The sequence below is a fragment of the Brachyspira sp. G79 genome (genome assembly GCF_002379365.1).
Lineage (GTDB): Bacteria > Spirochaetota > Brachyspiria > Brachyspirales > Brachyspiraceae > Brachyspira.
The window spans coordinates 1,426,561-1,431,523 of record NZ_JQIU01000008.1; the positions used below are offsets into that span (position 1 = coordinate 1,426,561).

Genomic DNA, 4,963 nt, shown 5'->3' on the forward strand with positions numbered 1-4,963 from the left:
CTGCCTATGGAGGCTGCTTCTGAAGAATATACAGTAATATTGCTTAATATATTTTATTTGTAGAATAAATATTAATGTTATATCCTATCTTAGAATTACCCATTTTTAGTATCACCTTATTTAAAGATATACTATTTAAACTTTTTATTATAAAGTCTATATCATTAGTATCAGTTATAGATATTAACTTTCCACTATAAGATATATCTATTTTTGATACACTTTCAGGATAGCACCTTATACCATTAATAGGTAGCTTATACCATAAAACTGCTATTATTATGATAAATAATGGAATAAAACCAAAAGCTTTTTCTAATTTATTTTTCATTATTATTACTTTTATATATCGGAAAAGAAGTATAACATATAAAAAATTATTTATCAAATAAAAATAAAAAAAATATATATAATTACTTAATCTAATATTAAAAAAATAATAAATTGATAACTCTTTTTTTTACATAAAAAAACGATAAATAACTAGATATATTTTAGAATATATAATACTATTTAAGCGATATTTTATTAGTGAGGCTTTGTATATGAAAAAAAGACATTCTATAAGATTTAAAATGCCATTAACTATAAGCATAATAACAACTATACTTCTAATCATTACAATAATTATATTGTCTTACAGATCATATGTAGGTATTACTAAATCAACATATGACGGATATCATAATACTTTAGGCGGATATAAAAATATGCTTGATACTTGGTTTGAAGAAAATAATACCTTAGTAAGAACATATTCTATTACACCTGCCGTTATCAACTACTTGTATGGAAATAAAACAGCTGAAGAAAGTACAGCATTAATAAGCACTCTTCAGCAGTTTGAAAAAATAAATAAATATTCTGTAGATATAGGAATAACTGATATAGACGGAATAATACTTCAAAACTCAAAAAGCGTAAATTTGGGAAGAAATATAAAAGAATTGAGACCAGGTATTTGGGATAATTTGGTAAAAAATAATTACGATGTAGCCTACGGAACTAAAATAATAAAATCATCTACTGGAAATGAAATGACTTTTGCCATTATGGCTGGAGTAAAAACTAACGGAATATTTGCAGGAACTATATACATGCTTCTTAATTGGGACGCTTTACTATCAAAACTTCAAGAGCTTCAATTATCTGAAAGTGGAAGATTGATGGCTATAAACAATGAAAGAAATATAATGCTTGATACCAGAAATCAGATAAATACACTTGCAAATGAAAGCTATAATGAAATACTAAACTCTGAACTGTTGGAAGGAACTATTCAGTATATTTCTGATTCTAACGGAGAAAAAAGAACTGCTGTGTACACTAAAATGGATACTATGCCTTGGACTCTATCTATGGCCGCAGACAACAGAATAATATATGCTGAAAATATACGTATGATAAGAATAGCTGTAATAGTATGTATATTATCAATTATATTTATAAACCTTTTCTCTGTATCATACATTACTAAAACTATGAGTCCTTTGGATAAACTGATGAAAAAAGCAAATAAAATCTCTGAAGGAAATATAGAAATAAATAAAAATGAAGTTTTAAGAAAAGATGAATTCGGAGAACTGGAAAAAGCATTTAATATAATGAGTGAAAAACTTGCAAATGTTGTAAGCGATGTTAATGAAGCCTCTAATGAAATAGTTTTAGCTTCTCAGAGAATGATGGAAAGCAGTGTTGAACTATCTGGCAGAACAGAATCTCAGGCTTCAAGTCTGGAAGAGACTGCTTCAAGTTTAGAGGAAATAGTTTCCACAATAAAAGCTTCAGCAGACAATTCAGTATCTGGAAAAAATATGATGTCAGAATCTATGAACTATATTGAAGGGGCTGCTAATATAATAGCTCAAACAACTTCAAATATAGAAGATGTTCACAAAGCAAGCGATAAAATAAAAGACATAACTAAAATCATCGAAGATATAGCATTTCAAACCAACATATTGGCCCTTAATGCTTCAGTAGAGGCAGCACGTGCAGGAGAACAGGGTAAAGGTTTTGCTGTTGTTGCTAGCGAAGTAAGAAACTTAGCTCAGACTACTCAAAGTTCTGTTAAAGATATTACTGCTCTTGTTGATAATACTGCAGAAAAAATAGATACGGCAACAAAAACAGCAAGAGAATCTCAGGAATTATTTGTGCATCTTCAGGAAAAAGTATCAGGAACTTCTGAATTAATGCAGAATATAAGCACTACTTCATTAGAGCAAGAGGCTGGAGTTTCACAAATAAGCATAGCTATTAATAACATAGAAAGTGCTACTACACAGAATGCTTCATTAGCTGAAGAGTCAAGCGAACTTTCAAAAAAATTATTTGATAAAGCTAAATTTTTAGAAGGAAGCATTAAGTTTTTTAATATTTCGAAATAAGAAACAATATATATTAAATAAATAGATTTTTAAGTTATGAAAAAAATTAATATTTATCAATTATATTCTTTGGTAGTATTTTATAAAAAATATAAGATTCCCGAGACTAATCTTATATTAGGCAGGCTGCTTAATTAAAAAAATATAATTTAAAAATATATTCACTGCAAAAATATTTTAATAATTATTTTGTAATTAAATATAGTTTATAACGAGCTTCATTTTTTATTGACCAATGTAAATTAGATATAAATAGATATATTTCTGATTTGATTCTTAAAATAACTGAATCTCGAAATACTAAATAAATGCCTTATATAACAAGTAAAACATCTATATAATAATCATACTCTATAATTTAATATAAAATAATAATTAAAAAATATGTTTTTAAATCAATTTAATAAAACATAAGCGATAAAATAATGGAGTACTACTTATGAAAAAAATAATGTTAATACTATTATATTTTACTTTTTTAATATCATGTTCAAATACAAAAACAAATGATAGTCTTTTAATAAATATAGGACCTGAACCTAAAACTTTAGACCCTACATACACAGAAACATATGACGGTTCTGCATATATAGCTCATACCTTTGAAGGCTTAACCTCAAGAGACAAAGATGATAAATTAATTCCCGCAGCTGCTGAAAGTTGGGATATAAGCGATGATTATTTAACATATACTTTTCATTTAAGAACAAATGCTAAATGGCATGACGGAGTGCCAGTGACAGCAAATGATTTTGTATATGCTTGGAGAAGAGCGGTTGATCCTAAAGCAGCAAGTTCTGTAAGCTATCAGCTAAACCCTATAAAAAATGCAGCAAAAATAATTAACAGCGAACTTCCTATAGAAGAATTGGGAGTAAAAGCATTAGATGATTATACTTTAGAAGTTACATTAGAAAGTCCTACCGCATACTTTTTGGACTTACTTGCAATTACAATATACAGTCCTCTTAGAGAAGATATTATAAACGAATATGGAGATTCTTGGACTCAAAAAAAATATATAGGCAACGGACCTTACTATGTAAGCGAACATATTAATAATGATAAATTAGTAATGATAAAAAGTACAAATTATTGGAACAGTGAAAATATCACCGCAGAAAAACTTACATTTGCACTTTTAGATAATCCTAATACTATAATATCTTCTATAGAAAACGGTACTTTGATGTTTGGAAGCAATCCTCCTCTTCAGGATATACCTAAATTGACAGAAGAAGGATATATTGATTATGTTCCTTTGCTTGCAATTTATTTTTTATCTGTTAATACTACAAATGAAGTGCTAAAAGATAAAAGAGTAAGAAATGCACTTTCTCTTTCAATAGACAGAAACTATATAATAAAAAACGTTACTAAGGGAGCAGAAACTCCTGCTGCTGCTTTAGTTCCTCCTCCAGTATATGATATAGAAGGCTCTTTCAGAGAAAATGGAGGAGATTATTTCAGCACAAAAGAAGAGGATTATGCTAAAAATATAGAAGAGGCAAAAAGACTGCTTGCTGAAGCTGGATACCCTGAGGGAAAAAATTTTCCTGTTATAGAGTTTACTGTTGAATCAGAAAGTTCAAAAAATATATTTGAAGCTGTGCAGCAAATGTGGAAAGAAAATTTGAATATAGATACTATAGTTAATCAGCTTGAATGGGGAGTATTTATGCAGACTACTAGAGGAGATAAAAATTTCCAAATAGCACGTTCTGGCTGGATGGGAGATTATAATGACCCTATGACTTTTCTCGATACTTTCTTAAGCTATAGTCCGCAAAATACAGGAAGTTATTATAATAAAGAATATGAAGAGCTTATAAAATCTGCACTTACTAACGGAGATAAAGTTTCAAGAATGCAGACTCTTCATAAGGCAGAAGATGTATTAATGGATGATATGCCTTTCATACCTTTGTATTTCTACAGCAGAGTTATACTCGTAAGACCAGAATTAAAAGGTGTTATGATTAGTGCTGTTATACCTCCAAGATTTTTTTATGCTTATATAGAAAAATAAATAAAAAATTAAAATAGGGCTTATAATAATTATTATTAAGCCCTATTTTTTTATTATTAAACAATACATATTAAAAAATTATTCAGTAATTACTAATTTTAAAAAATAGTTTTACCACAAGTATATTATAAGCATTCTATTAAATTAAAATAATATTGAAAAAATAATAATACATGATATGTTTATAATATATTTCTATTAATGGGGGTAATAGTTATGAAAAAAACAATCATAATATTAATAAGCATATTTTTATTATTATCATGCGGCGGAAACAGTGGGACATCTACTAATCTTTATTCTAAATCCTCTTATGATACTGCAGCAAGTATTACCGAAGAAGAAATATCTGATGAAAGAGAAGATATTAATACAAGTGAAAATATTGAGAGAAAATTAATTATAACCGCTAATATAACAATTAATTCAAAAGATGTTGAAAAAACATATAAAAGCGTAGAAGAAAAAATAAAAGAATATAAAGGATATTTTGATAATGTAGAATCCTCAAAAAAACAGATATTACCTTACAATAAGAATACCT

Annotated in this window: 3 protein-coding genes and 1 pseudogene; 3 read left to right on the forward strand and 1 reads right to left on the reverse strand. The window is 27.7% G+C overall.

Features of this window, described 5'->3' with window-relative positions; all coding sequences use genetic code 11:
- Window positions 1-43: 43 nt before the first annotated feature.
- Window positions 44-331: a hypothetical protein gene (locus KQ44_RS07680; protein ID WP_240516542.1), complete on the reverse strand. Its 288-nt coding sequence runs from the start codon at window positions 329-331 to the stop codon at window positions 44-46.
- Window positions 332-545: 214 nt separating this feature from the next.
- On the opposite strand from KQ44_RS07680, the gene KQ44_RS07685 reads away from it, so the two are divergent.
- From KQ44_RS07685 to KQ44_RS07695, 3 genes and pseudogenes are all read left to right on the forward strand, one after another.
- The gene (locus KQ44_RS07685; protein ID WP_096736917.1) at window positions 546-2,390 is read left to right on the forward strand and encodes a methyl-accepting chemotaxis protein; all 1,845 of its coding nucleotides are present in this window, start codon (window positions 546-548) and stop codon (window positions 2,388-2,390) included.
- A gap of 439 nt (window positions 2,391-2,829) precedes the next feature.
- Window positions 2,830-4,419 (forward strand): peptide ABC transporter substrate-binding protein, encoded by a 1,590-nt coding sequence (locus KQ44_RS07690; protein ID WP_096736918.1) that lies wholly within the window; start codon window positions 2,830-2,832, stop codon window positions 4,417-4,419.
- A 216-nt stretch (window positions 4,420-4,635) separates the two neighbouring features.
- A pseudogene (locus tag KQ44_RS07695) lies at window positions 4,636-4,963 on the forward strand (DUF4349 domain-containing protein); the annotation flags it as partial.

Excerpts from the sequence above, each read along its gene's own strand:
- KQ44_RS07690 (WP_096736918.1), top strand. The coding sequence starts at position 2,830 with ATGAAAAAAATAATGTTAATACTATTATATTTTACTTTTTTAATATCA.
- KQ44_RS07685 (WP_096736917.1), top strand. The coding sequence starts at position 546 with ATGAAAAAAAGACATTCTATAAGATTTAAAATGCCATTAACTATAAGC.
- KQ44_RS07680 (WP_240516542.1), bottom strand. The coding sequence starts at position 331 with ATGAAAAATAAATTAGAAAAAGCTTTTGGTTTTATTCCATTATTTATC.